General features: G+C 55.6%; 11 protein-coding genes, 1 tRNA gene and 4 pseudogenes. 7 read left to right on the top strand and 9 right to left on the bottom strand.

What is annotated here, in order from left to right:
• Positions 1–16: 16 nt before the first annotated feature.
• Genes AC0IYH_RS08270 through bcsQ form a run of 5 tightly spaced genes read right to left on the bottom strand, consistent with a single transcriptional unit; the run spans position 17 to position 10,533 of the window.
• Positions 17–3,844: a cellulose biosynthesis protein BcsC gene (locus AC0IYH_RS08270; RefSeq protein ID WP_471833803.1), complete on the bottom strand. Its 3,828-nt coding sequence runs from the start codon at positions 3,842–3,844 to the stop codon at positions 17–19.
• Positions 3,826–5,022 carry a cellulose synthase complex periplasmic endoglucanase BcsZ gene (gene bcsZ, locus AC0IYH_RS08265; protein ID WP_116627527.1) on the bottom strand — a complete coding sequence of 399 codons (1,197 nt, stop codon included), beginning with the start codon at positions 5,020–5,022 and terminating at the stop codon, positions 3,826–3,828. Before bcsZ ends, AC0IYH_RS08270 begins: the two co-directional genes overlap by 19 nt.
• Positions 5,019–7,286, bottom strand: coding sequence for a cellulose biosynthesis cyclic di-GMP-binding regulatory protein BcsB (gene bcsB, locus AC0IYH_RS08260; protein ID WP_471833802.1), 2,268 nt, complete (start codon positions 7,284–7,286; stop codon positions 5,019–5,021). The genes bcsZ and bcsB overlap by 4 nt, the downstream gene beginning before the upstream one ends.
• The gene (gene bcsA, locus AC0IYH_RS08255; protein ID WP_116627529.1) at positions 7,283–9,502 is read right to left on the bottom strand and encodes a UDP-forming cellulose synthase catalytic subunit; all 2,220 of its coding nucleotides are present in this window, start codon (positions 9,500–9,502) and stop codon (positions 7,283–7,285) included. The genes bcsB and bcsA overlap by 4 nt, the downstream gene beginning before the upstream one ends.
• Positions 9,499–10,533 carry a cellulose biosynthesis protein BcsQ gene (bcsQ, locus tag AC0IYH_RS08250; RefSeq protein WP_471833800.1) on the bottom strand — a complete coding sequence of 345 codons (1,035 nt, stop codon included), beginning with the start codon at positions 10,531–10,533 and terminating at the stop codon, positions 9,499–9,501. The genes bcsA and bcsQ overlap by 4 nt, the downstream gene beginning before the upstream one ends.
• Before the next feature lie 798 nt (positions 10,534–11,331).
• Between bcsQ and AC0IYH_RS08245 the strand changes: the two genes are divergently transcribed.
• The 4 genes and pseudogenes from AC0IYH_RS08245 to AC0IYH_RS08230 all read left to right on the top strand — a co-directional run.
• Positions 11,332–11,407, top strand: a tRNA-Thr gene (locus AC0IYH_RS08245).
• A gap of 164 nt (positions 11,408–11,571) precedes the next feature.
• Positions 11,572–12,900, top strand: a complete 1,329-nt coding sequence (locus AC0IYH_RS08240) for a tyrosine-type recombinase/integrase (protein ID WP_471833798.1) — start codon at positions 11,572–11,574, stop codon at positions 12,898–12,900.
• 905 nt (positions 12,901–13,805) lie between these two features.
• Positions 13,806–14,309 (top strand): annotated as a pseudogene (locus AC0IYH_RS08235) (integrase domain-containing protein); the annotation flags it as partial.
• Positions 14,309–14,605: pseudogene (locus AC0IYH_RS08230) on the top strand (SOS response-associated peptidase family protein); the annotation flags it as partial. The pseudogenes AC0IYH_RS08235 and AC0IYH_RS08230, both read left to right, overlap by 1 nt.
• 1,231 nt (positions 14,606–15,836) lie before the next feature.
• Here AC0IYH_RS08230 and AC0IYH_RS08225 read toward each other — a convergent pair.
• Positions 15,837–16,085: pseudogene (locus AC0IYH_RS08225) on the bottom strand (DNA adenine methylase); the annotation flags it as partial.
• A gap of 106 nt (positions 16,086–16,191) precedes the next feature.
• Between AC0IYH_RS08225 and AC0IYH_RS08220 the strand changes: the two are divergent.
• Together AC0IYH_RS08220 and AC0IYH_RS08215 are read left to right on the top strand one after the other, a co-directional pair.
• Positions 16,192–17,172 carry an integrase domain-containing protein gene (locus tag AC0IYH_RS08220; protein WP_471833796.1) on the top strand — a complete coding sequence of 327 codons (981 nt, stop codon included), beginning with the start codon at positions 16,192–16,194 and terminating at the stop codon, positions 17,170–17,172.
• Positions 17,169–17,417 (top strand): annotated as a pseudogene (locus AC0IYH_RS08215) (hypothetical protein); the annotation flags it as partial. The gene AC0IYH_RS08220 and the pseudogene AC0IYH_RS08215, both read left to right, overlap by 4 nt.
• Positions 17,418–17,555: 138 nt before the next feature.
• Here AC0IYH_RS08215 and AC0IYH_RS08210 read toward each other — a convergent pair.
• From AC0IYH_RS08210 to AC0IYH_RS08200, 3 genes are all read right to left on the bottom strand, one after another.
• Positions 17,556–19,388, bottom strand: coding sequence for a phospholipase D-like domain-containing protein (locus tag AC0IYH_RS08210; RefSeq protein ID WP_441345615.1), 1,833 nt, complete (start codon positions 19,386–19,388; stop codon positions 17,556–17,558).
• A gap of 27 nt (positions 19,389–19,415) precedes the next feature.
• Complete coding sequence (locus tag AC0IYH_RS08205) at positions 19,416–23,120, bottom strand: AAA domain-containing protein (protein ID WP_471833793.1); 3,705 nt, start codon at positions 23,118–23,120, stop codon at positions 19,416–19,418.
• Between the two features lie 805 nt (positions 23,121–23,925).
• The gene (locus AC0IYH_RS08200) at positions 23,926–24,411 is read right to left on the bottom strand and encodes a hypothetical protein (protein ID WP_471833791.1); all 486 of its coding nucleotides are present in this window, start codon (positions 24,409–24,411) and stop codon (positions 23,926–23,928) included.
• A 115-nt stretch (positions 24,412–24,526) separates the two neighbouring features.
• Here AC0IYH_RS08200 and AC0IYH_RS08195 point away from each other — a divergent pair, with 115 nt between their 5' ends.
• Complete coding sequence (locus tag AC0IYH_RS08195; RefSeq protein WP_471833789.1) at positions 24,527–25,402, top strand: AraC family transcriptional regulator; 876 nt, start codon at positions 24,527–24,529, stop codon at positions 25,400–25,402.
• Positions 25,403–25,464 lie beyond the last annotated feature (62 nt).

The following is a 25,464-nucleotide window of genomic DNA, read 5'->3' as shown; positions in this document are numbered from 1 at the left end:
AATGACTCCGATTTAATCAGTTGGAATAAGGGGAACGGTACGGGCTGACCGGCAATGGCATCGGCCCGCTCAGGTCTTCGAACAAGTAGCGCAAGTAGGCATTACCGGCGTACTGGCGATAGTCCTGGGCGTTATCGAGACCGATTTCGCCACCCAGGTAGAACCGCGAGCTGAGACGGTATTCGGCGGCCGCGTTGAAGCTGTAGCCGACGCCGGTTTTGCTTGAGCCTTCATATTCTTGATTACCCAGCTGTTTGTGGCCTGGGAAAAAATCCGCGCTATCTTGGCCGATATACTGCAAGCCCACCGAACTTTTTACCTGGTAGCTGAAGCGATCAAAGCTCTGCGCCCAACGAATCGGCACGCCCAGCGAGAAGAACCGCTGCGGGCTGAAATAGCCGCCGTTGCCATAGGTGTAGAAGTCCTGGTTTTCCTTGAAGCTCAGCGCGGAAGCACTGACGCCCAGGGTCAGGGTGTCGCGCTGGTTATTGCGCAGGTACCAATAGATACCGCTGCCCAGTTCCATACGGGTGTTGTCGTCAACGTGGTTACCCACCAGCTGGTGCACAGAGCCGTAGCCGTAAACACCCAGCTTCTGGTTGTCATAGCTCAATTCGCCACGACCGCCATTGGCCGTCACGCCGCCCCACTTGTTGCCATCTCCGTCTTCAGAGCCAGCAAAGGATGTGACGCTGTCAGTGACCGGACGCCGCGAGACATTCGCGCCGTAACGGAAGTTCGGGTTTTCCTCAAACGGGCGCGACACGCTCACGCCACCCACGATGGTGTTGTAGAGGAAGCCCAGTGGGCTCACGCCAACGTCGGCCTTGAGGCCTTCATCCGGGTTTTCAAACGCCACGGCCAGGCCTACCCCGGTGTCACTTTGGGAGCCCGCCGGTGTGGTGCTGCCTTTACCAAAGCGCGATAACGCGTCGGTTTTGACACTACCCGCACTCACATGCACCGGCGTCACCCGCAACGCCACAGTGTTATCCCCCACCGGCATCCGCGCTTCAAACGGCGCTTCCACATCGGTGAGCTTGCTCAAGCCTTTCTCGCCGTTGTTGCTGCGCACGCTCAAGCCCTGCACCACATAACCGGTACGGTCACGCAGGATGGTATCCAGCGCTCGCCGCGCCGGGCTCAGCTCGGGGCTGTCGACGGAAGCAATGTTCGACGGCGGTACAAACGGGTCGCTCAAATCGTTGGACGTCGCGCTGGCAAACGCGCTGGACGTCACCGACTTGCTAGGCGCGTCGATCGGCGGCGGCACGGCGCCGGCGATGGTCAGGTCGGTGACCTGGCGACGCTGGCCCGGCAAGCCCACGAACGGGTTGTACGAGGTACTTTTGGCGCCGGCCTGGGCCACTTGGGTCTTGGCCTTCATCGCGGTTTCAATCACCAAGGCCTTGCGCAGCAGTTCAGCGGCTTCGCTGTTCTTGCCCAGGCCCTGGTAGATGCGCGCGGCCGAGGTGAGGATCTCGGGGTTACCCGGCTCCAGCGCCAGGGCCTTGTCGCTGGCCGATTGCGCCAAGTTGCGGTCATTGCCCTTGAGGGCGATATCCGCCAGGCCCAATTGCAGGCGGGCGTTGTCCGGGTTCTGCTGGATCAACGGCGCGTATAGCTCCATGGCCTTCTTGCCGTTGCCGCTGGCGGCGTACATGCGCGCCAGTGCGCCGACGCCCAGGGCGTCGTTCGGGCGTTGGGCCAGGGCCGGCGACAGCATGTCATAGGCGGCCACCAGGTCGTTCTTCTCACGCAAGGCGTCGGCCTGCTTGACCCGGTACAGGTAGATCAAATCGTCGTAACGCTGGCGGCCGATTTCGGTCAGCGGCTGGCCCTGTACTTCGCGCAGGATCTCGCCCGCCTCGCTGTACTTGTTGGCCTTGAGCAGCACGTTGGCGTACAGCAGTTTCTGGTCGATGGTCGGGTTGGGGTTGTTCTCCACCACCTTCTGCATCATGTCCAGGCCGTACTGCGGCGCGCCCACTTCAACATAGGCAGCGGCCAACACGGCCACGCGCTCAGGCTTCTTGCCGGCCAGGGATTCCGTGCGTCCCAGCAGCGCCAGGGCTTCCGGACGCTGGCCACGGCGCGCGGTTTCGATGGCGACGTCGGTCTGCTGGTGCAGCGCGATATCGGTCGCCAGCTCGTTCATGTCTGCCGAGCGTTGCGCCGTAGGGATGCGGCCCAACGTGGTCTCGGCCTGTTTCCACTCGCTCAACTGCGCCGACAGCAAGGTACTGGTGTACAGCGCGTCCGGCTGGTTGGGCTGGGTCTTGAGCAAGCCGTCGATGAGGGCACGGGCGTTGCGGATCTGGCCGTCGCGCAGGTACATGCGCGCCAGGGCAAAGCGGGTCCAGGGGTTTTCCGGGTCGGCGTCGAGGGCCTGGCGGTAGGCGGCTTGCGCGCCCTTCCAGTCACCGCGTTGCTCGGCCAGCTTGCCCACCTGGGTGGCGCGCAATGCGTTAATTTTCACGCTCGGCGCAAACTTGGCGCGCTCGGCCGGCGACACCGAGTCGATCAGCTTCAAGGCTTCTTCCGGCTGGCCCGACTGGGACAGCACGTTGATCAAACCACTCAGCGCATCCGGGTCGCCTGGGTGACGGGCGAGCACCTTGCGGTAGCCGGCTTCGGCGGCGTCGAACTGGTTGTCCTGGGCCTGGAAGCCGGACAAGGCGATAGCCGCGCCAGGCTGGCCGGGGTTCAGGCGCTCGGCCTGGGCCACCAGGTCACGGGCCTGGGCCGTGCGGCCGGCACGCTGGGCGTCACGGCTCTGGCTGATCAGGTTCCAGTAACGCACGTCATTCAAGGCCGACTGCCACGCAGCACCACCGGGCAAGCGCGTGGCTTGTACCAGGTAGTTTTCCGCGTCGGCGTAGCGCTCTTGCTGTTGACGCAAAACGCCCATGCCACCGAGGGCATCGACGTCATTGGATTTTTGCGCCAGGCGCGCGGCCAGCAACGGCTCGGCGGTTTTCAGGTCGCCGTCATCCAGGGCCTTGAACGCCTTGGTCATCTGCGGATCACGCTGCCAGGCGCCGCCGCCTTTGCCTTGGGCGATGCCTTTTTGCATGAGCGCGCGGATCTCGGCGTCATCCGGGTGCGCCGTGAGGAATTGCTGGAACAGCGAGACCTGGTCGGGCTTCGGCGGGCCGAGCCAGATCAGCGCAAAACGCCAGGTCTCATCGGCGTTGCCGCCCACGTCGTTGTTGGTCGACAGCTTGGCCAGGGCACGGATGCCGTCGGGCCGGGTCGCCGGGTTGCGCGCCAGGTGCTTGGCCAGGAACAGTGCAACGATCGGATCGTTCGGCCGCTCGCGGGTCAGGCGCTGCAGGCCGGCGATGGCCTCGTTGGTGCCTTTGGCGGTGAAGCCCAGGGTGTTGTAGTACTCACGGGCGATCAGGCCTTGCGGCTGGCGGCCCTGGAAAATCTGGCGATACAAGGCCACGGCCTGCTCGCGTTCGGCGTCGGGCTCACCGAGTTCACGCGCTTGCTCCAGCAACTTGGCGTTGTCGGGCACGTTGACGGTGATGTCCTGCTCCAGCTGCAACGCCTGGCGCGGCACCGGGCTCAGCGCTTGCAGGCGCGCCAGGTACTTTTGCGCCTCGGCCGGGTGGTTCTGCTGCATCTGGATCAAGCCGATGCCGTACAAGGCATCCGGCTGTTCGGGGCTCAGGCTCAGCAGTTTCTGCCAGGTCTCAAGGGCCCGCTCGGGGTTTTTCTTGGCCTGCCAGTAGTAGCCCTGCTCGATCAGCAGGGACTGCGGGTCACCGGTTTCAGCGAAGCTGGCGGTAGAGGCCAGGGCGGCGAGAATCGCAATGGCTAGCGTGTGACGGCGCATGCTGCCTCCCAGGAAAGTTTGACCGTACCGTCTTGTTCAAACCGGTACTTCTGATCGGAAAAGCCTTGGCTGAACAGGCTGAGCATGTAGTCGTAGTAGATCGGCTGCGCGCTGTCCGGGGCCGATGGCGCCAGGGCTTTGTTGAGCGCGTCGTCGACCTTGGCCTTTTGCAGCTGGGCCAGGGCGGTTTCGCCACGGGCCTGGAAGAAGGCGATGGTCGAGGCCGAGAAACCTGTCGGCGAGTAGCCGTTGTTCTTCTCGACTTCACCGGTGGTGACGTGAATCTTTTCCGGCGGGAAGCCGGTAACCGACGCGGCGGTGGCGCGGGAAATACCGCCCAGCGACTTGAGCATGGCGGCCGCCAGCGGGTCGCCCTTGGCGGTCATGCCGGCCCACATGTAGGTGCGGATCGCGTCGTAACTGCCCAGGTCATCGGAAAACGGGTCGACCACAAACACCCCGGTGTTGGCGCTGGTGGCGCGGTAGCCAACCCAGTTGGCCGCCAGGCCGTGGGGGTTGCTGGCCGGGTCGGCGAGCATGCGCGCGTTGCTTTCGGCGACTTCGTTCCAGCCGGCGTTCGGGCGTTCTTTCTGGAAACGACGCAGTTGTGCGAGCACCTGGTAGCTAGGATTGAAACGCCACAAGCCGCCGGCATGCACATAGCCCACCGGCCCAGGCAAGAGCATCTTGCCCAGACCCGGCACGCGCACGATCAGGTTGCGTTCAACGTTGGCGAGCAACAGCTGCGCGTCGGCGCGGTACTGCGGCGCATTCCACACGCGGGCCGCTTCGAGCAGGGCGTAAGCCATCCACAGGTCGGCGTCGCTGGCGGAGTTCGGGTCGATCACGCCCCAGCTGTTATCCGGCTTTTTGCCCCACAACCAACCGGGCAGGTTCTGGCCGATATCGGCGCCCGACATGTTGGCTTTGGTCCAGGTCCACAGCTTGTCGAAGTTCGCGCGGTCGTTGCCGACCAGGGCGAAAAACATCGCATAGGACTGGCCTTCCGAACTGCTCTCGGTGGGCTTCATGGACGAGTTCAATACGCGGCCGTCGTCCTGCACAAAACGCTTGGCATAGTTCTGCCACAGCGGCCAGTCGCAGGTCTGCGCTTGCGCCGCACCGGTGAACATCAGCGAACCCAATGCAGCCAGGGCCAGGCTACGCAGCGGGCTCATGCCAACCGCCGTTTTGCACGGGCACGCAGCGACAGGTAAATCAGGCTGGTGACCACCGCCAGGCCGAGGAAGGTGGTCAATAGCATCCACCCCAGGTTCTGCGACAGTTGCCATTGCATGAATTTGAAGTAGCTCAGCTTGCCGACGTAGTACTGCTCGTCACCCACCAGCGAGCTGATTTGCGTGCCTTGCACCACCGCCAGGCTGCCCTGGATCGAGTCCTTGTAGTCGTCACCGCCGATCAAGGCCGAGGTGGCTTCCAGCAGGCCCTGCGGCTGGTTGCTGGCGATCAGTACCACGCTGCGACCGCTCTTGAGTGGCGATTGGAAACCGGCCAGCCAAGTGCTGTTGCTCAAGCCTTTAAAGGTGATGCCGGTGTTGGCCGGGTGCTGGTTGGCCGCCGGGTCCGGGCTGATCCAGCTGCGCACATAACGCGGCAGGTCCGACAGCAGGAACTGGTGTTGCTCGCCATCGCTGGTCGCCGGCAGGTATTGCTGCCACTGCTTGAGCAGCGGCTGGTTACCGGCGGCGGCGAGCACCAGCAGGTCTTTGTCGGCAACGCTTTGCACGTCTTTGGCCAGCACCACTTTGACGGCGGTAGCCGGGTAGCCGGTGGCTTCGCCGAAGCGGCCGAGCACAGTCAGGTAGGCGGTCATCTCGTCGGTGCCGTAGTTGTCGGGCATGACCACGGCGGATTCCGACAGATCGGCCATACGGGTGAACGGGAAGCCGGAATCGTTGAACACGCCCAGGTTAGGCATGGCGATGTAGTGCTGGTAGCCGGTCACATCGAGGGTGGAATCCGGGTCGACCGAGCCGCGCATGTTGTCGACGATGATGTCGCGGCATTCGCCTTCTTTGATGTAGTCGTACATGAAGCGCAGTTGCAGCTTGGACTTGGGCGACGCCGAGCTGATCGGCAGCAGGGTGCTCACTTCACGCGGCAGGCTTTCGTCTTTCTTCAACTGGTCGAGCAGGGTTTGGCCGCCGCCCAGGTTGGTCACCGACGGCAACGCCACGGACTTCATGAACTGGTCGTTGAGGCCGATCAGCAGCGACGAGTTGGTCGACACCTGCTGCGGGGTGTAGCGGTATTTGAGCTTGAGCGGCACGCCCTCTTCACGCCAGTTGAACAGGTCTGGCGGCAGGCGCATGTCGACGCTGATCGCGCCCGGGTTGTAGCCCGAGACGCTGAGTTTTTGCGATTCGATCAACTCGCCCAGGCGCACCGGGCGGTTGCTTGGCAGCCAGTTCGGTGCGTCGTACGGGCGGCGCGGGGCAAGGGTGTCGAGCTTGGTGATGACCACGCTGTTGCCGGCCAATACCGGGTTGCCGAGCACGGCCGCGTTGGCGGCGCGCTTGAGTTCTGCACCGTCACGGCCGGTGACGATCAGCAGCTTGCCGTTGGCGTCGTTGGGGTTGGCGATAAGGGTCAGGGTCGGGCCGGTCGGCTTGGCGATGGCCACGCCGTGCACGTCCAGCGCCTCGGCGGTTTGCACCAGCACGATGGCATTGCCCTTGGCCGGCAGCTCGCCGAGGCTGGTCGGGAAGGTAGCGCCACGGTAGCTGGCGAGGCCGCCGATCCACGATGACAGGGCGCCGGCGGCTTCCAGCGCGGCGCTGTCGGGGGCGGTGGCGAACACGAACGGCAGGCTCACCTGGCGTGCGTCACGCTTGTCGAAGAACGGCAGCGGCAGCACGGCCAGGTCGTCTTTCAACACGATCGGCTCGACCTGGACTTTCAGCTCGCTGCTGTTGCTGATCTTGGCCCACAGGCTGCTGTGCAAAGGGTCTTCGCACGACATGGTGTAGTGGCCGATGAACTGCAGGCTCAGGCGGTTGAACTCGGTGATCAACTTGGGCGGGATCTGCACCAGTTGTTCTTGCTGAATGCCGGCGCCTTCTTTCGGCAGCGCCAGGCTGGCGGCGACTTCGCCGTTGACCAGCACGTTGATCTGCGACAGGTCCGCCAGCAGCGCCGGCGAGTAGCTGTACTTGAGCAGCAGTTGCGCGCCCTTCACCACTTCATCGGCACGGATGTCGAAGTTGACGCTGTCGGACGACTCCACGCCCTGCAGGTTCATGGTGTCGCGACGGCCCAATTGCTTGAGGGTCAGGCTGTAGCCGGTGTCGGTGCTTTGCACCGGCACGGTGGCGGCCGCTTGCTCGGTAGCTTGCGCCAGGGTGTTGAGGCCCATCAGCGAGGCGATCATCAGCGCGAGTGCACGGCGCGGATGAGGGCGAGCGAAAATCTTCGAGGTCATGGCTTGTCCATCAGCGTATCAAGCGGTTGTTTTGGGGTGCGGCTCAAGGCCAGACGCAGTTCGTGTAGGGTGGCGCGGCCGAGGGTGAACAGGCCGCCGATGCCGATCGAGCCGACTTCGCGCAAGGCCGCCAGCGGCGTATCCGGCTGGCCGGCGCCCCAACTCGCGGCCCAGGTATCGGCGCGGGAGAAGGTCAGGCGGACCAGTTCGCTTTGCTGACGCAGGCTCAAGGCTTCGAACTGGGCGCCGATTTGCGCGCCCTTGCTGAACACCACGCGCGCATCGAACAGGCTGTCCTGGCCGTTGCGCGACAGCACCAGTTGCACGCGCTCACCCTGGGTGATCGAGTGGCCGTCGCTGAGCATCAGGCCGAAGCCGTTTTGCGAGAAGTCCTGGGTCACGCCGTCGAGCACGCGGCCGTCGGCGCAAATGATGCTCACCGGCAGCTTGGCGCTCACACGCGGCTCAGAGCGCACTTGGCGCGCTTCCGACGCCACGGCCACGGCGGCGCTGGTGATGATCAGGTTGTAGAGGGTCCAGGTCAGGTTGATCGCCACCGTCACGGCCGTGGACTCATCGCCCCAGACCAACTGATGGATACCGCAACCCAGGCCGACCAGATTCACCGCCAACAGCACCAGATAAGGGCGGGCGAGTTTCCAGTCGAAGAACTGCTTGTCGATGATGCCGCCCTTGTCGGTGACGTTGAAGCCACCGGCCTTGGGGTTGACCAGCGCGACCAGCACCGGCGGCAGGATGTACCAGGCCAGCACGGTCTCGTAGACCTCGTTCCAGAACGAGTGCCGGAAGCGCCCCTGGATCCGTGAGTTGGTGAGGCTGGAGTGCACCAGGTGAGGCAGCACGTAGGCGACGATCATCAGCGCCGAAGCGTGGAAAATCTCTGCGCCAAATACCAGGTAGGCCAACGGCGCGGTGAGAAACACCAGGCGCGGCAAGCCATAGAAGAAGTGCAACATGGCGTTGGCGTAGCAGATGCGCTGGCCCCACTTGAGGCCTTTGCCCAGCAGCGGGTTGTCGGTGCGAAAAATCTGCGCCATGCCGCGCGCCCAGCGAATCCGCTGGTTGATGTGCCGAGACAGGCTTTCGGTGGCCAGGCCCGCGGCTTGCGGGATGGCCAGGTAAGCGGTGTTGTAGCCCAGGCGGTTGAGCTTGAGCGCGGTGTGGGCGTCTTCGGTGACGGTTTCGACAGCCACGCCGCCGATTTCCAGCAACGGCTTACGGCGAATCACCGCACACGAGCCGCAGAAGAAGGTGGCGTTCCACAGGTCGTTGCCGTCCTGCACCAGGCCGTAGAACAGCTCGCCCTCGTTGGGCACGGCGCGGAAGGTGTCGAGGTTCTTTTCGAACGGGTCCGGCGAGAAGAAGAAGTGCGGCGTTTGCAGCATCGCCAGCTTCGGATCCTTGAGGAACCAGCCCAGGCTCACCTGCAGGAAGGAGCGCGTGGGCACGTGGTCGGCGTCGAACAGGGCGACGTATTCGCCGTCGGTGATCTTCAACGCTTCGTTGAGGTTACCGGCCTTGGCATGGAAGTTATTGTCGCGACGGATGTAGTTCACCCCGACCTTGCGGCAGAAGTCGCGGAAGTCGTCACGGCGGCCGTCGTCGAGCACGTGGACCCGCAGCTTGTCCTTGGGCCAGTCCATCGCCTGGGCGGCGAAGATGGTCAGCTTGACGATGCTCAGGGCTTCGTTATAGGTGGGGATGAACACGTCCACCGTCGGCCATTCTTCCGGCTCGGTCTTGAGCCACACCGGCGTGCGGCGCAGCGGCCAGGCGGTTTGCACGTAGCCGAAGATCAACACGATCAGGGCGTAGAACTCGGCGGCGACCAGGCCGTAGCCGAAGAACATGTCGACCCAGGTTTCAAAACCGAGGGTGGAGGTGAGGCGCCAGAACATGTAGCGCAGCGACGCCACCAGCGACAACACCACCAGCGCGAGGATTGCCAGGCGCCCCGGAATCTTGCGCAGCACCAGCACCGCCATAAAGCACACGGCGGCAAACAGGCATTGGCTGTAGAGGTCCAGCGGCGCGCTGATAATGCCCAGAAGCAGCAAGGCACCGAGCACGCAACTGGTGAAAACCAGCACCGTACGCAGCGCCGTCGGCCAGCGATTGAAGCGCGCAATCGCGCCATTTAGGCGCTGTTCAGCGCGCCCTTCGACGAAGGGCGTGGAGGACGTAGTGTCGGTCATGGAAGGTCCGAGTCGATTCGTTCGAGCAAGGCGCGGCACAGGGCGTGGACGTCCTGGCAGCCGATACTGTTGACGGTTGGGTCGAGGGGATCACGCCCGTAGGCCTGGGCTTCGCTGAACGCCGGGTCGCGATGGACCGTACCCAGCAGGGCGGCACCAAGGCGCGTCTTGAACACCTCGGCCATGTCCAGGCTGAAACGGTGCGCGGCGTCCAACTGGTTGATCACGTAGAAGCGTTGTGGCGGTGTTTCGCGTTGCAGGCAGGGCGCGAGCAGGCTGTCCATCTGGTCCAGAGTGCTAAACGATGCAACATCCGCCTGCACCACCACCAGCACCGCATCGGCGACCGACAGGGCTTGGCCGAGGTACACGGTGTTGCCGGCCGGGACGTCGATGATCACCGTGTCCTGGCCATTCAATTTCAGCTCATCCAAGCGTTTGCTCAGCCACTCGGCATCCTCGCTCAGCCAGCGATTCAGGCTCTGCTGCTGCTCATGGTCGGTGCTGCCGAAGGCGACCAGTCGGCAACCGGCGAAACCGCGCTCCGGCAGCGCTTCCCAACCCTCGTTCTGCAGGCTGGTGGCGCCGACGCCGGGCATATTGAGGCCCAGGCACAGGTGATGACGCAGGGCGTTTTGCGGGTCCAGGTCGAGGGCCAGCGCCGGGCGACCCTGGCGCTGCAAGCCACTGGCAAGCGCGGCGGCCAAGGTACTGCGGCCGACACCGCCCTTGACCGACACCACCACCACGATTTTGGGCGTGGACTGCGCCGAATACACTTCGCCTTCGGGGCCCTCCACCACTTCGGGCGGCTGCAGGTGGTCGGCTTCGCCGTGGTTCAGCTCTTCCAGCAGACGCAGCAATGGCGCCGACGGGGCTTCCACCACAGGCAGGGCAGCAACGACCTCCGGGCTCTCCAGAACCTCTACATCGTCCTCGATGAACTCGTGGACAAAGTCGATTTCGCGGTAGCCATTCGGGTTGGCACCCAGCTTGTTGAATAGTTTTGAAATGTCATCTGCTCGACTCACTCACTGCCCCTCCCCACCTGGTTTGCGCTTTAAAGGCGATAAAAAGGCCAGCAATAAGCTGACCTTGTATTTTTCTAGTTATGTGGTGTGGGCGCATTCTGTGATATCAGATTGATGGTGTCAGTATTTTGATGCTTTTGGCCTGTTATTATCCGACGAACGGCATGGCGCCATTTTTATGACTATTTTGCAGAGAAAAACGCATTCTCTGTAAGAACATGGACTTGCACCAATTTATACGGAAATTTATTGGCCGACTGGTCAACAACGGCACAAACTTGACATACCCATCAACAAATTTTCCCTTGCCCCAAACTGTCTCGAAAATTTGCCTACACGATTTGGCGATAAAACCTACCGTCTATATCGCGCGACAGAATACGCAAACCCGCGCTGGATTCAAGGCAAAACCGACCCGACGGTCAGTCGCAAAGCCACGGCCGGTGTATCGCTGCGTACGCAGGCGCGGCGTCCATACACAACGAAGCAAAACCCGCGCCGCGTGACGAACACCCGTAGGGCATTCAGGCGCTTCCAAGCACGGGCCGCTCTTGTGGCGAGGGAGCTTGCTCCCGCTGGAGTGCGAAGCGCTCCCAAAACGCCCACGCCGCTGCAACTGAACCACCTCAGTGCTCGCCTCTAGAGCAATCGCAGATCAGTGAACCCGTAATGGGAAAAATCCCGCCTCTGCGAGTAGGAAAACGGTGCACACGGATAAAAACCTTGGGCTCTGCAAAAATAGTCAGAATTCAGGGGTTTACAGAACCTTTCCAATCGCTATAATCGTCGCCCTAACACGCCGGTATAGCTCAGTTGGTAGAGCAACTGACTTGTAATCAGTAGGTCCCGGGTTCGACTCCTGGTGCCGGCACCACATTAGGCTCCATTGCATTCTACTGAATGCTCTGGAAGCCCCGAAAACCCGCCCTTTGGCGGGTTTTTTCGTTCCAGGACCCTCTGTCGGGATCCAACAAAATCCCCCTTCCCCGAGGGTATGTTAGGGGTACTGCGATTTTCCGGTCAGGAGCGCGTACCCCTATGCCACGTCTAGCGATCCCCCTCAGCGACCTGCAATGCCGCACGGCCAAAACCCGCGAACGCGCCTACAAACTGTTCGACGGCGGCGGCATGTACCTTTTCGTCAAACCCAATGGCGTGAAGACCTGGCGCTTGAAGTACACCAAGCCCAACGGCAAGGAAGGTACGCTCATCATCGGCAATTACCCCATCGTTACCCTTTCCGTCGCACGACGTAAGCGAGACGAAGCCAAGGCGTTGCTGCTCGACAACCTCGACCCAATGGATGAAAAGAAAAAGGCCAAGATCGTAGCCCAACGGGCGGCACTGCTTTTCGAAACCGTTGCCCTGGAGTGGCACGCCGATATGTCCCGCCGCTGGACCGAAGGACACGCAAAAACCGTGATGAGCCGACTGCGTACCCACGTCTTCCCGCTGATCGGCCAACGACCCATCGCTGAACTCGATACCTATGACCTGCTAGAGATCACCCAACGCATCAAGGAACGCGGCACCATGGATGTGGCGTTACGGGTACAGAACTACTTATCCACCATCATGCGCGGGGCCAAAAGGGCTCGGCAGATCACCATGAATCCTGCACTGGATCTGGCAGGCTCGATTCACGCGCCGCGCACAGTCCATCGCCCGGCCCTCTCCCTCAACCGCCTACCCGAACTGCTGCACCGTATCGACAACTACAACGGCCGCGAGCTGACGCGCCTTGCCGTGCTGCTGACTCTGCATGTGTTCGTCCGCTCCAGCGAGTTGCGCTTCGCTCGATGGAGTGAGTTCGACTTCCAACGCGCCATGTGGGAAATCCCCGATACGCGCACACCGATTGAAGGGGTACGCAACTCCACACGCGGGACCAAGATGAACGGCGACATTCAAATGGTTCCGCTATCGCCGCAGGTCATCGAAATACTGGAGCGCCTGCGCAGCCTCAGTCGCTTTTCAGAGTTGGTGCTACCGGGCGACCACAAGTACTGGAAGCCTATGTCTGAGAACACGGTGAACACCATGCTCCGCAACGTCGGTTATGACACCAGCAAGGACGTATGCGGCCACGGCTTCAGGACCATGGCCTGTAGCGCCCTCCTGGAGTCCGGGTTATGGACCGACGCAGCCATCGAAAGACAAATGAGCCACAAGGAACGCAACCGTGTGCGTGCCGCGTATATCCACAAGGCCGAATTCCTCGAACAGCGCAGGCTGATCATGGCGTGGTGGAGCAACTACATCGACGCCAACCGCCATGGGCATGTGACACCCCACGAATTCGCTCACCCAGTCGGCGACAACATCACGGCCCTACAAAATAGCCGTGGCTCATCCATAAGTGGATAAGCCTATGAGATCACCGTTGTCCGCCCTTCCACGCGGGTCCATCCAAGCGGGGCTGCAAAGCCGCCCTGCTTGGATGGACCTCATTTAAAAAATCTAAAGCCCACGCAAATTGTCTGTGGAAAACCATAGATTTCCACCGGTGGATAATTTCATCCACAGCCGCAGAGTTCCCGAAAATTCGAGCCTTGACCCAAATTATCCACAGGCGTAGAAAAGATCGGGCAAGTGCTGTCGTTGACAGCAACCCAGGTAGCCAGAACCTTTAAGGCTACGCCACACCGTGGTGGTTCTCCCAAAGTGCGATTAGCGTCCGGCGGCTCGCACGGTCACTCACGGAGTGATGGATGCCTACTTCAGATCGTTGCCATTGCGGCAAATACATCCCCCTACCCAGCTGCCCTGCAGCAACCTTTCCGCTTGGCCATTTCACTGCGCCAGCCTGCGCCCGTCTCTTTCTCCCGGAAAGAGACGGGCGCTCCTACCGCTGCTGCAGCCCATCTCGTAAAAGGCTTTGCGGCATTCCTCCTTATGACAATCGGCGTGACAAACACCGAAGTCACCAGCAACAGCGATGCAGATGATGGTGCCGCAGCCTACGGAATGGACTGCACCTGACTGACAGTCAGGCACGCCCCGGTCATCGCATTACTGCCTTCACCCGACTCAGGTTCTCGCGGCATTGGTCTCGTCAGCCAGTGCAGCCTCCACCCGCCCACTTCTTCGGAAGTGCTCAGGAGGCCAGATCATGAGATGCCCAAGCTCCCGGTCGTAAGGAGCCGCCAGTCACGCGTTAGTGGACAACCCTCACAGGTCGCAGGGGCCTTGATCCCTGATAACACTCAACATTCTTGGCGGGATGACGTGGGGAAGGTTTTAAAAGTTTTGGCTTCAAGAGGTGTTCGATCATGGCACTGGTGGGCAGGCGAGATGGACGCAATTTTGGCTATGGGCGACAACTGAGTTATGCCGGGCCGCAGGCGCTGAAAGATCTATTTGGCGGCGGACACTACGACACGGTCAAGGCGCACAGTGATCGCTGGCAGGCTTTCGTGCGCTGGTGTTGTTCGGAGGATAGGCCGGGCTTTAACGATTCGCGGCAGATTGATCGGCAGACCTTACTGGATTACGCAGGACATCTACGTCAGCAGGTTGAACAAGGCGCTATCGGCATCGCCACCGCGCAAAATCGGTTGTCCAGTGTGAACAGAACCATGGCCGCGCTTCGTGGTGATCAGTATGTGAAAGTGCCGAGTCCGAGCAAGGCGCTGGGGATGCAGCGCACCAGTGTTCGTCGCTCGATACCGCAAGGCCAAGACCGCGAACACGTGAAGCGGATCGTCGACGCGCTCTGCGAACACCAAATGCCGCGCGCCGCGGCCATCGCTCAGTTGGCGCGAGCCACCGACATGGGCTGGAACCGCATGACGAAGATGGGTTTGTGATCATCACGGCTGCGAGTGATTCAGGGATGGTCGACATTCATGATCGGTGGCCGTTGGTGCTGACGGCGGAGCATGCTCGGGAGTGGATTGAGCCTGGATTGTCGGCAATGCGGACTGAGGAGATGGCAAAGGAGTGCTGCAGTCCCGTCGATGACTTTGAGTGGTTTGCAGTAGACAAACGGGTTGAAAACGTCAACAACCAAGGGGCGAATTTGATAATTCCGGTGACGACACCCCCAAACGGAGCGGCGCCCAGGCCATGACACAACATGCTTCAAGAAAAAAACGATCAAAAACTGATCATCGTCGACCTGAAAAATGGTCACGAACGTGCAGGAAAGGTTTCGAGAGGATTTTTTTGAGAATTTTTAGCTGCCAGTTGGCCGCTAAGCGAGTGAATCTAGGAATTCAATTTTCCATTACCTACTTTGGGCGTAGCTTCCCTAGGGAGCCCTAACCTGTAGGTCTTGAGTGGAGGTGGATTTGGGATGGTCCACGCTTCGGCGCCATAGTGCCATCGCCTCTGAACTCTGGCAACCCTTCAAGATGCCTGAGAGACATGATTATCTACTAAGCATTTGCGCAAAAAAACGACAAACACCCCTGCACGCCTTGCTGGGCAAGGGCTCCAGGAATTATTACATTATAAAAATAGGTATTTTCATCCTTGCAAAATCAAACACTCTAACAGCCGTTTCTTATTTGAAAGTGCACTTCATACAAAAATAACAACTATCAGAAACTTTTGAAAATCTCATTTTCAACAACCAAAAAAAATCAAAGGACAACTAAGGAGTACAACTTGATCACTCAGAGCTCCCCACCCCATCAAGACCAACTTCCGCTACAAACTAACAAACAAGCACTCACACATTGAAAAATCGACAAAACCCTTTAAAACCGGGGCCTCCAGAGGCTCACAGACACTAATAAACCCAACTTTAAGGCGGCAGCCATCGCATAGGATTGCCCCAACTAAAATCGCAAGGGAGGATTGACGACTATTCAATGACACCATAATCTTAGGCCCAACGAAGCAACACGCCGTAAACCGTCGACTTTTCCTAGAGAATTCGAATGCGGATCTCGTCGACCTAAAGAAAGTGGGAGGCTACAAGAGACAAAAAAATGGCAAAAAAAAGCTGAAGGGGTGGAGCCCTTCAGCTAGCTGTAACCAGAAAACAACCGTAATGGCTTGGCGATGAGGCGTTACCATCCCAGAAAATTTGCTGACTACAGATTCTTGCAGATCGAAAAGTAGCATAAATGGCGGGAGGGGAGCCACAAAGCTAGGGATAGCAGGTGACCAGAGGCATTTCAAAAATGCCCAAGCGTCTCCTCTGAATAGGAGAAAAGCGAATGACGCCTTTAGAATTAGCGTGGGTCTTTGCGATTGAGGTTGTGCGATTGCTTCAGATCGTATTGTCGTAATCCCGTGGTAAGGATGCCGGAGCATATGCTCCGGCATTTTTGTTCGTGACACAGCAAAGACTCCTAGAAAAGCCAGCCCTCAAATTCGGAAGACTCCCAATTCATGTTCACCAGCTCTCCACTCACATCTGCCTGCTCCTGCCGCTGGTTGCCCGTGGTGTACCTGATGTCCAGCACCTCAAAATGAAACCCCTCAAACACCCGCCGAATGTCCGGATGGTCATTGATACTCACCATCACCTCGCCTTTGCACCGTCGCATGAAGTCGGCCATCCGCTCGTAATTCTCGAACGGAAGGTCGACGCCGTAGCCAACCCTCACAGGTCGCAGGGGCCTTGATCCCTGATAACACTCAACATACTTGGCGGGATGACGTGGGGATTGGCTTTAAAGGTTTGGCTTCGAGAGGAGTTTGATCATGACACTGGTGGGCAGGCGAGATGGACGCAATTTTGGCTATGGTCGGCAGTTGAGCTATGCCGGGCCGCAAGCGCTCAAAGATCTTTTTGGCGGCGGCCATTACGGCACGGTCAAAGCGCACAGTGATCGGTGGCAAGCGTTCGCACGGTGGTGTCGATCAGGCGATGGGCCAGGGCTCAACGACGCGCGGCAGATAGATCGGCAGACCTTGATGGATTACGCCAGACATCTTCGAAGCCAAGTTGAACAAGGTGAGCTGACCATCGCCACCGCGCAAAACCGACTCTCAAGCGTCAACCGAACCATGGCCGCGCTTCGTGGTGATCAGCACGTAAGGGTGGCGAGTCCGGGCAAGGCGTTAGGAATGCGGCGCACCAATGTTCGCACCGCGGCTCCGCAAGGACAGAATCGTGACCAAGTGATGCGGATAATCAATGCACTCCGCGAACATCAACTACCGTGCGCTGCGGCCATTGTGTACCTAGCACGAGCCACCGGTATGCGTTTGCGCGAGGCCATCTTGGCCGATCTTCCACGCCTGCAACGAGAAGCCGAGCAATATGGCAAGATCAACATTCAGGATGGCACCAAAGGTGGACGCTCGGGCGCATCAGCATCTCGCTGGATTTGGGTTAATGATCATATCCGCGAAGCGCTCAGCCAAGCCAAGCTGGTCTCCCCCGTCGGTAGCCGCAACCTGCTGACTCCGGACGAAACCTTCCTCGATTTTCAACAGCGAATCGTCCGCCCCGCCCGAGACATCCTTCATACGCACAACCTCAAAGGCTTCCACGAACTGCGAGCGGCCTATGCGTGCGAACGCTATGAGCAGATCACCCATTACCTAGCCCCCATCAACGACGGCAGATGCAGCCAGCTCAATCTGCGTCTTGATCGAGAGGCACACTCACAAATCAGTTATGAACTGGGGCACGGTCGAATCGACGCGGTATCGGCCTACATCGGTGGTCGAGCATGAACAAGCCATTCGATATGGAGCTTTTCCTATCTGGAGTGCTGACTGGAGCGCATGCCACTCGCGAACGTCATATACGCTAGGCCAAGGCAATTCAAGCCGAAATTGTTGAGCGCTGGGGTCGAGACAATCCATGGACTTGGCAGAGAAAACATCTCGCTTGGTTTTTAAAGAAAAAGACAGAAAACAAATCGAATTCCACTTATTACTATTACACTTTAACTTTAAAACTAATCAATATTCGTTTAAAAACCAAACACAAAAAAATCGGTCAATCCACGGTGGAAATCAAGAAACAACAAGAAATCAAAGCTTCAACAAAAAAACGAAGCAATCTTAATCATGCCGACTAAATTGAATCGGCACGATCAACATTTCACTATAGTTTAGCAATAGCTACTTTCGAATGCCGCTCGAATCTTACTAGATAACTCTGCACCTTTCATAAACACCCCAAGCTCTCCATAAATATCACCCGCTGAAGATGCCGACAACCAGTTCATGCTGGTGATCACAACGTTATCCTCATCCCACGTCATAACTTTCGCGTGTATCTGAGGATCATCTGCCTTTATAACCTTAAAGCTCAGCGAAGAAAGCTCTTTATTCAAAACGTTAGCCTCTGAAGTACGCATACTGCCGCTTGATCTTCCATAAGCAACCCGTATAGAGAGACTCGGATCATCCCGTAAAGCAGCTTTAAACGGCGTCAGTACCGGGCGATCGCCTGCATAACTAATACGGTGACTACATATGAAAATATCGTCAACCGCTTCATCACTGGCTTTCTTACAAAAGGAATGATGCTCTGCCGCAGAAATCAATTGAACCTTCATGAGATCCGTCTCGCCTTTAAGTTTATCAACAACTTTTCGCTTAGATAGAATTGTCGACTGAACTGCCAACTCTCGGCTCAACTCGTTGGAAAGCCCCTGTTTGCCCATTGCCAAATGTGAAGCGATACTTAGAGCATCGGCTACCACAAGCGGGTCACAAATCTGCACCGATGCCTCAAAACGGTTAAATCTTGATGAAAGCCAGTTGCATGAACCTATAGTAACAGCCCATTCGCCAGAAGGTGTATCAACGATAACAAACTTAGCGTGGGACTGAGTAGGAGTTCGGTGAAATCTAAATTGAGTACCAAGCCCTTCTCCGTCAATAGTTTTTTGAAGTTGCTCAAGCTTATCTACGACAAACTTAAAGGCTTGAACTTTTCGCGGATCATCGGGTTCAGTCTGCCCCCACATAACGTCTACCTGTACCGAGCGACGAACAGCATCCAGAAGTGAAGGTAACATCTCATCAACGCAGTCCGCATTGATGAAGGTAGAGTGAAGCACTATCCGTGAATACGCGCTTTCAATTAACTGGTAAATATGCTGCGCGTGCTCCTCTGCCCCTAGAATAAGAGTAACACTTTTGGGTTCGACATGATGTACAGGTAAAGATCGGGGCGACACACGCGCCTCATAGTAACCCTGTCCTATTTCAGTTTTACCCAACTGATCTCCGAGGAGGCGTATTTTTTCTCGTTGTAAACTCGCTGCGGCGAGAATAGCTTCCTTTAGTTCTTCTGATATTTCGGGAACTCCTGAGATATCATCCTCAGCACTAACCGAAGCGATCGCATACTTCAATGAGTCAGAATAGCTCCGCCTTACAACTTCTTCTTCAAACCCGTTGACATCCTCATCGTCATTCGCGACACAGTTAAAAATATCCACTAACTCAGGCGAAAATGTAGAAGATGTCTGTATTTCTGTAGTATGCCCCTTGTACTCACCAAGTAAGCTTTGAGCACGCCCATAGTTATAGACCTGATAAGTTTGCTTTTTCTTTTTCCGTTCGAAGCGATAGCATTGCTCCGTTATCGGGTCTATTAGAAAGCTACGAACCCGTAATAACGGCTCACTATCGACCGGCAAATCTTCAAAGGTCGATATAGCAATACCTCTGATCGTAGCCTGAAAAATGAAACCTTCAAGACTATTACTTATTTCAACCCAACCTACTTGCATTAGAGAAATTAGAATCTCAACGACTAACTGCCTTGGCAAACCTGACATGTCCGCCAATTGTTGAGATGTCGCAGGCCTCTGGGCTAACGACTGCAACACTAACTGGTCAATAGCCCCCCATCGTTTAGCCTTAACTATTTTGAAACGGTGAGTACCAGAACCAAAAGGAATCTTCACATAGATACTAGGAGCGTTCATGCTGTAAGTCCTATTTCCTTATAATTTTTAGGCTTTCGTATAATTTTTGCGCTTCTTTTTCCCTGGCTTAACCACACCTCGTAATATTTCTTGGTGGCCAATCCGCTTCATCACGCCTTCGGCCTGATATCTTTCTAAAACTTCCACTAATTTAACAACAAAGCGGTTACTTTCTAATCCTTTACCAAGCTCTTCTCTTCTGATCTTATCGGACCAATTCTTAAGAAACTCTAGAGAACCAACAATAATGAGCTGGTGCTTTGCACGACTAAGCAGAACGTTCATACGCCGACTGTCCAGTAGAAACCCAAGCGCACTCAAAGAATATGAAAAGCTATTATTTCTGACCATTGAAACTATCACAGCATCAGCTTCAGCGCCCTGAAATCCATCAACAGTACTACAGTATGAAATATGATCATCAGGCTTAGCAAACAGATCGAGATTTCTTAAGTAATTCGAGCTAGATATTTTCCGCTCGATATCTTTAGCCAGCTTTTTAACTTGCTGAGCATAGGGCGAAAGTATTGCAAGCTTCGGCTTATCCTTACTTTCGGGGGAAGCTACTCTGAGCTTACCAAGTAACTCTATAATTACCTCTCGCTCAAGAGAGTTATGCCAGCGAGGTAGTTCCTCACCCGCATGAAAATTTCTATTCGCCTGAATATCAGGAATGTCAATCCACAAAATGGCTGGAGTGTCTTGTAGTACAGCCAAATTGCAGAAGTCAAAGGGCCTTGTAGTAGGTATGGCGCGGTAATACGCCTCTCTATTGGGCGCAGTCTTCAATGCGTCGTCATAAAAAACTTCAGAAACAAGCTTCGCAATATCAGGGTGCATCCGATGCTGAATGGATAACATGCTCGCTATCGGTCGATGTTTTACATCAGAGCCATAAAATTCGATAGAGCTCCTCTTTGCCTCCTCCTCTTCCAGTATTAAACTTTCAAAAAGCAAATGTAATCGCAAAGATTCACGAGCAAGGCTGTTCAGGTTTGCTTCCGACAAATCCTGGACATACTCATCAGTAAAACGAGCCTTAATTACTTCTCCTTTGATTGAGTTATTGTAAACATCCACTGCTATTTTTAAAGCACTGTGAAGGCTCTCTTTATTCTGCAGTATTTGTCTCATTTTTTCCGATGCATAAGGAGGGAGCTGCTTATGATCGCCAATCATAAGCCTCCTGTATGACAATAGTAATGGACTGAGCAACTCAATACCTGTGACCTTTCCAGTCTCCTCCATTATTGACCAGTCAAATTGAGAGCGAGCTTTAATTAGTTCTTCTACCTGACGCGAGTTCGTAGTAGCAAAAACCATATTGGCTGCCTTCAACAACTGACTGATCAGGGAGTAACGGCCTGACCGAGCGTTATCGTTACACATCGCTATTATTTTTTCTTTTGCAGATACTGTGCCCGACTTCTCAAATAACATGCTTTTGGTCAATGAGACCAGATATTCTTTGGCTAAAGAGTCTAGCTCGCTTAAAGAATCAGTATCGTTACTTTGAGAGTTAGCCTTAATACAACTGACTATCAATGGTTCATCTTGACAGTCCATACTTAGCTTTAATGAATCGACAACCTCTTTATATAGATGCTGAACAGTGGAGTGGCTTTGCGCTGTCAGAAGAAGTCGGCTATCTGGTTCATGAGTAAAAATCTGCTGCACCAAAGTTGTAACCAAATACGTTTTTCCGACGCCTGGCGGGCCTTGTACTAGATAAAGCGGTAAAGTACTGGTAATACGTTTAAACACTTCTTGCTTTGAAGCATCCAGAGCATTGAATGCGGCATGCTCCGAATGTTTATCTTGTGAATTGGTTATCGAGGCATAGGGATTGGCCAACATATTTACCAACTCGATATGATTACTAAGGGCGTCTATCGCCCCGGCACGCCGACTTAACTGACTAATGGTTCCTTGTACAGAACTGGAGATAATGAAATAGTTATCATAATCCGGGTCTAACGACGTAGTTGTAAACTGATAATGGATCACGCCATCTGGTTGTTTCTCTAGCTTCTGAAAATCAAGCACAGTTTCCTGCTCTTCATCTGAGAAGTTTGTATTACCGACAAGAATCCAACTACCAGAATCGTTCAATTCATTTGCAAGCAATTCATTCAACCGAGTGGCAGCTGGCTTAACCCCGAGTGCTCTTGATATTTCTTGAGATTCAGAGTCTGAGCGACTTGTCAAAGTCACCGTACTAAGTGAAAGATCTATCTCATCTTTTTGATACGCTATCAATTCCATGGGATAAATTTCGGATTTTGCATACGCAATTTCCGTGAGGTGATAAGCAGAGAAACCATCAATTATATTTTGGTTTGCGAGGTCTCCATCTTCCTCATCCTTAAGATTTAGTATTATATTTTCCCATGTCGCCATTTCCATTTTATCGCGAGTCTGCTTAAACTGCGGCGACGACATACAGTGAATTTTATTGCCACTTAATTTACACGAACGATTTGAACTATTAATTCTTTTGGGCGGCTCTAAATACGCCGAGTGACAAAATGCCGCTGACCAACTACCTTCAATATCCCTTACACTTTCTTTATTTTTATTAAGCACATAAGTCAGCCTATCGCCCACCAAAAGTACTTCTTCTTCCATGTTATCAGCGGCTGGCAGGAAAATCAGCCGCGGGTCATTACGTAAATCCTCCTCAACAAACTTGATGCAATCATCAAAATTATCCTCCCCTAGCGTGATTCCATGGAGCTCTTGGAACCTAGTTTGAACTGCACTAAAAACGGAGGTTTTACGATGTGCCTTACCTATATCACCTTTTTTCTGATTAAAATGAAAAATCAAATAATACTGATCTACCTTTCGCGCATTCATAGAGCGCAATGAACTTATTATGGATTCGATTTTCTTTACAATGGCTCCGCCATCCATACCCTCTTTGGGAATGTTGGCATTCAATTTTATACGCCCTGTCAAGCCTCGTATAAAAATCAACTCATCTAAAATCAGACCACTTTTGGATACCAATTCTTTGATCGGAGATACTAAGTCATCCAAATCATCAGCATCAATTTTTAGGATTTTTGCTATCAGCACTCCTAAATCGGCCCAGTCAGTTAGGAATGAATATACACGTCCGATAGTAGAATTGGTTGTGGAATGACTAGGCTTTCCCCCTCCAGAAATATTTTGTACTCGAACAGACCATTCAAAACCAGTTAATTGAAAGTCATGCCCAGAATGAGAAAGATCCGTCAATATCGAATCTTCATCAAGATGCCGATGGAGTAATCCCTGAGAGTGTAGTAGTTGAATTGCCTTGACGATTCTTATTATGTTATACCAGAATTTTATTCTAACCTCTGGATCTTTGAGCTTTTTGATCCAAGGTTTATGATAACTTAAGATCTTAGAATCTAGCAATGCGTGTGATAATGGAACCCGCATCCCTACATCCAGGACTAGATAAAATCCGCTACTATCTTTACCCGAGTCAACAAGCGCGGATATAAACTCACCTAACCCGGGGTATCCTTTGAGACGGTGCAACTGCCTTATCTCATACAACCAAATATCTTCTAGAACATTTGATTGATCATTTTCATATCTAGGCCAATACTTTATCAGCACCGGTTTATCTTGAAACTCTGCATTTATTAATAGCGGCTTACCATTCTCAGGCTCGTCAACTGACAGAACCTCTACTTCATCATATTTTTTTAGAAACAACTCGTTCCCTGTTAACATAAAAACTCCCTAAACAAAAATTTAAACTTTCTACGATAATCTGTACAAACCAAACACATTAATTTACGTATAAACTTCAGCAGAACTTATGCTATTTGATTTTAATCTTCTGAAGCCAACATCCTCGATTGAATCAAAGCTCTATACAGTCATTAGGCCATCATGCCGTCAACTGTACGGATTTGAAAGCGTTTGATACCGCAAATTAGAGCGATCGAATCTTCAGCTCGATGGTTGCCCATGCTGTCTAGGATAGAATTAGGGATAAAAAAAGCGACTAGCTAGATAAAACCAAACAAAAACAATAGCTTAAATAATGATTCGACTCCTGGTGCCGCACCATATCTCAAAGCCCCGCAATGCGGGGCTTTGTGGTTTCTGGGGTTTGGGAATTGGTGCGAACTGAAAGTGCCGTTTTCGGGAAAACGTCCAAAATACGTCCACACTGAAAATTTATCAGGCTGGGTTTCACAGGCTCCACTGCTGTTTGCGCCGCTCGGCTGTCGGCACACAACCGCAACGCGACCAACTCAATCAACGCCAACCCCTCCGCCATCCGAGCCGCACGGACGCTCTCACGTTCTCCCGCAGCCTGGCGATGCCACATCCAAAATTTCCGGTGAGCGCCACCTTATTGTGGAGGGCAGTCGTGGCGAGGGACCTGGCTAATCATTGCACCGCCGTGTGGGGCTGCGCAGCGGCGCCAAAAACAGTTGCTGAGTTCTTTCAGAAAAAACTCAGCGTCTTTATTGGGGTTGCTGCACAACTCAACGCTGGCGAGCCCGACTCCCCTATCAAAGCATCCCTAGGCGAACTCCCCGCGTTTCTTGCGCAAGTAAAACATCTGCGCAGCCACGCCGACGACGAGCACCAACGCAATGCCACCCTGCGCGCCAATCAGCACCGGCGATTGCAAATCGGTAACGAAGGGATGCCCATCAGGCACGCGGCGCAGGGTCTCTGAAACGGTAGGCACCATCAAAAAAAACGCGGTCAGGCTGAGGAAGATAGTTTCCAGGTATACCCGCGCACGGCCCAGCCAGGCCATGCGCCCTACCCCGTAACCAGCCGCCAGCAAGGCGAGGGTGATGACGCCGATGATGTTGCTGACCGGTTGCTTCGCGACCAGAAACACGCTGAAGGCGCCGATCAGCATCGACACGAGGTAGAACCTGCCCGCTGTTGAGCGCGGGACGATGCGGCCGTGGCGAATGAACATGTAGGCGGCCAGCGGTATGGCGGGCAGGCTGCCGAGGGTGTGGACCCAGCCAAGGGCGGAAATACCGAACATTGTGTTGCTCCCGGATGATTGGATAAATGGCCAACGCTGGAAACACTCATCCTGATCGCGCCGGCAAGCTATGATCTCGGGGTCAGATTAGTGAAGGCGGGGTCAAAGCGACATGATGAATCCCCTCGAAGATTTGATCATTCGTCCGGAAATACAGCTGGAAGGGCTGGCCAAGGGTGACTTGCTGTCTCAGGTGCTGGCACAGATCCGCCTGACAGGCGATCGCGTTTATTCCCACACCCTAGCGGAGGGGCAGTGCCTGGCGCTGGATGAAAAGAGCGCGCACATTTGTGTGCTTCAGCACGGCCGGTTGCAGCTTGAGGGGGCCGACCGAGCGGCGGTGACGCTGGAGCAGGGCGATGTGCTGTTGCTGCCTCACGATCCCACGGGCATTACGCTCGCGGCGGCCGACGGGCCCGCCACGGTGGTGATCTGCCGGTTCTGGTTCGACGCGAGCAGTTTTCAGGCGATGCTGTTTGCCCTGCCCCGACTGATCCACATTCGCCAAACCGACGCCGCTGCCTGGGCCGAGGGCATTTTGCATTTCATGCTGCTCGAAGCCCATGACACGCAGCCCGGCGGGGCGTTGATGATTTCGCGCCTGATCGATCTGGTGGTGATTCGCATCTTGCGCACCTGGGTGCAGCAGGGCGTCGCTTCCGGCTGGCTGGGTGGGTTGTCGGATGCGCGCATCGCCCGAGCGCTGAGAGCCATCCATGCCACACCTGGCCGGCAGTGGCGCATTGATGCGCTGGCGGAAATTTCCGGCATGTCACGCTCCAATTTCTGCGAGAGGTTCAGCGCATTGGTCGGGCGCTCGCCGTTGCGGTATCAAAACGAGTGGCGGCTGACCCTGGCGAAGACGATGCTTGCCAAGCAGGACAGCCGCATCGGGGAAGTCGGTTTCGCGATTGGCTATGAATCCGAGGCTGCGTTCAGTCGCGCCTATAAAGCCTTTTTTGGTCGGTCACCACGGGAGGACAACACGTAGTTCGCCGACGCCCGCCCGCAGTTGTGGCACTTTGCCACTTTTTCAATTGACACCCCCTCCCC

It is taken from the genome of Pseudomonas sp. AC463 (assembly GCF_979253585.1).
This window is presented reverse-complemented; position numbering and strand designations above follow the sequence as displayed.

Bases quoted from the DNA above. Each gene is read 5' to 3' on its own strand.
- AC0IYH_RS08270 (WP_471833803.1), bottom strand. From the start codon at position 3,844: ATGCGCCGTCACACGCTAGCCATTGCGATTCTCGCCGCCCTGGCCTCT.
- bcsZ (WP_116627527.1), bottom strand. From the start codon at position 5,022: ATGAGCCCGCTGCGTAGCCTGGCCCTGGCTGCATTGGGTTCGCTGATG.
- bcsB (WP_471833802.1), bottom strand. From the start codon at position 7,286: ATGACCTCGAAGATTTTCGCTCGCCCTCATCCGCGCCGTGCACTCGCG.
- bcsA (WP_116627529.1), bottom strand. From the start codon at position 9,502: ATGACCGACACTACGTCCTCCACGCCCTTCGTCGAAGGGCGCGCTGAA.
- AC0IYH_RS08240 (WP_471833798.1), top strand. From the start codon at position 11,572: ATGCCACGTCTAGCGATCCCCCTCAGCGACCTGCAATGCCGCACGGCC.
- AC0IYH_RS08220 (WP_471833796.1), top strand. From the start codon at position 16,192: ATGACACTGGTGGGCAGGCGAGATGGACGCAATTTTGGCTATGGTCGG.
- AC0IYH_RS08210 (WP_441345615.1), bottom strand. From the start codon at position 19,388: ATGAACGCTCCTAGTATCTATGTGAAGATTCCTTTTGGTTCTGGTACT.
- AC0IYH_RS08205 (WP_471833793.1), bottom strand. From the start codon at position 23,120: ATGTTAACAGGGAACGAGTTGTTTCTAAAAAAATATGATGAAGTAGAG.
- AC0IYH_RS08200 (WP_471833791.1), bottom strand. From the start codon at position 24,411: ATGTTCGGTATTTCCGCCCTTGGCTGGGTCCACACCCTCGGCAGCCTG.
- AC0IYH_RS08195 (WP_471833789.1), top strand. From the start codon at position 24,527: ATGAATCCCCTCGAAGATTTGATCATTCGTCCGGAAATACAGCTGGAA.